General features: G+C 42.9%; 1 protein-coding gene. It reads right to left on the bottom strand.

Translation table 11 applies throughout. The annotated features are described in order from the left end of the window. Nucleotides 1-131 precede the first annotated feature (131 nt). Nucleotides 132-1,997 (bottom strand): tetratricopeptide repeat-containing sulfotransferase family protein, encoded by a 1,866-nt coding sequence (locus tag C0081_RS16685; protein ID WP_146006488.1) that lies wholly within the window; start codon nucleotides 1,995-1,997, stop codon nucleotides 132-134. Nucleotides 1,998-2,373 lie beyond the last annotated feature (376 nt).

Here is a 2,373-nt window from a genome sequence, read left to right as displayed (position 1 = left end):
GATTCCATCATCATCCAATGCAGTAGACCTGCTCAGAGATGAGCTTTCCCAGGCAAGCTGACATTGCTATTCGCAGGTTGGCCAGCTCTCAGACCGGGCGAGTGGCCAACCCGTGGCTGGTCTTGTCCCAGTTACGATTCTTCCGATAGTAAATCAAATGCACCATCAAGGAATGGCTCAAAATTTCGCCATTTTTGAGAACTGCCCTTGTAAATTTTCTGACGAACTTGTTGGTGTGAAGCCGTCCGAACTTCGTTTTTGTTGGCATGAGGCGATAGGCACGCATCCTCCCATTCCAGATCAAGGTGATTTACAAGCTTTCTTGTTTCCTGGACTTGATTGTTGGTGAGCTGATCATAATCAAGAGCATATATTCTATTTCCGTATATTTTCTCCCAATAGGCCATTAAATCTAGGTAAAGCCTGTAATATTGAGTGACGGTTTGCAGATTATAACTATAGCCAAGGCCACTACTTGAGAAGAATGTCTTGAAATTCGACCAGCATGTCGCTGCAGGATCTCGTTTAACATGAATGATTTTGGCTTCAGGCAAGGCGCTGCAGATCAGGCCGATCAGCCTGAAATTGTGTGGCATTTTATCTGTAACAAAGGGGAGACCTTTTGAGAACTTTGCTAATTCTGCCAAATATGACTGCCTAACTTGTATGAGATTCTCAGTACTTGCCTTTTCGACGCCTGTGTTGATGGCACCACCAAACTGTTTTAGAAATCTCAACTCTCCTGCACCGCTGATTTTAGAATGACTGGAGAGAATCTGCTCTACAAGAGTTGTCCCTGAGCGTGGCATACCCAGAATGAAAATTGGGCCAGCTGCCACCTTTCTATATTGGGGCGTTAATGCATTGTTCTTAATGTCGGGGGCTGCTTTCTTGATGAGGTAGAACAGATCTTGATCTTGTTTGAAGTTGTAAGCCACCATTTTTTGGCGTATGGCGCCCCCTGTTTTATAATGGTGAACTGCTTCTTTTAGCGCTCCTGTATCTTCCTGCATTTTGGCAAGTGTAAAGTGTAATTGGAATTTATCCTCATCAGTTATGCCTGACCTATTTAAAAGCCGTTTAACCTGTCCAATATGAGGATCTGCTTCTTTATATCGAACTAAAGTACTCAAACTGCGATGTGCCCCAGTATGGCTCGGGTCGACGGACAGAACATTTTTGAAAGCGTTGATGGCTTTTTTTTTATTCCCTTGCGCTTTGAATATGGCTCCAAGAGTGAGGCTAATATTGATGTCTTCAGGCTTTAGCGAAAAGGCGGTGTTATATGCCTCAATGGCATCATCCAGCTTTCCCGCTTTATACAGAGCCAACCCCAAGTTATAATAAGCGTCGGGATTTTCGGGAGTGAGAGATAAAGAAATTTTATGCGCGTCGATGGCCTCATCCAATTTGCCCTTCTGTAGGAGCGCTACACCAAGGTTATTGAATCCTCCTGTAAAATTTGGATTAAGTTGCGTTACTTGCTTGAAAGCGGTGATCGCATGATCAAACCGCCCCAACAGCAAGCTAGAGCTTCCAAGGAAATTCCAAGCCAAAACCTCTTCTGGATGCTCGCGGACCAAGTTTTGCGCATAGTCAAAAACATGGTTCATTTTTCCACGTTTTTGAAGAAGTTCTAATTGGTTAAGCTGGGCTTTTAATAGCGCTTTTCTTTGCAAGTGAGCTTGATTATTGCTTGGCACCAATTTGGTCAAATTGGCCAACCCTTGTTGGGGACGCCTGTTGCTAGGGAATGCATTTAAGATCAATTCATATTGGGTTTTTGCTTTGCTTATCTCCCCGTTTTTGATAAGGACTTTTACATTCTTAAATACGGCCTCTATTTGAATTTTTTTCATAAACTGGTTGTTACCCTGCCAGATAAAATCAATCCATCTTATGCCGAAAGTAAATTGAATGGTTGTCAGGACACGCGTCAAAAAACCATTAGGGTTCAAATTTGAATGGGCTTTTACAACTTGTGTTTCTGATGGCAAAGATCGAAATGTTGCTTAACTTGAGAACCTTAGAAGATTCATGCGTAGCAATGATTATCTTGAATCTTTGCTGTTTGAAAAATTAATTGTATCAAGATGTATCACAAGCAAAGAGTGAGACATTGAGTTACCAATAAACTTGCATCCGCCTGAAATCTATGTGGAAAAAAGTGTGGCAAATTTTCGTTTTAGAAAACGTAGCTCAAGACGGCGCAAAACTGCCGCGTGCCAGACATGGACCTGTCACGGTTTCGTTCCGCTCCAAGTGCTCATTTAGGCTGCTCTTTTCTCGAAAGCCAAGGGGCTTTTCCATCCCAATGTTGAATGCCTTCTGCGTGGATTATAGAATCCAGGCGTTGTTGCATGGATCACGGTT

This window comes from Cohaesibacter celericrescens (assembly GCF_002866925.1).
Taxonomy (GTDB): Bacteria; Pseudomonadota; Alphaproteobacteria; order Rhizobiales; family Cohaesibacteraceae; genus Cohaesibacter; species Cohaesibacter celericrescens.
This window is presented reverse-complemented; position numbering and strand designations above follow the sequence as displayed.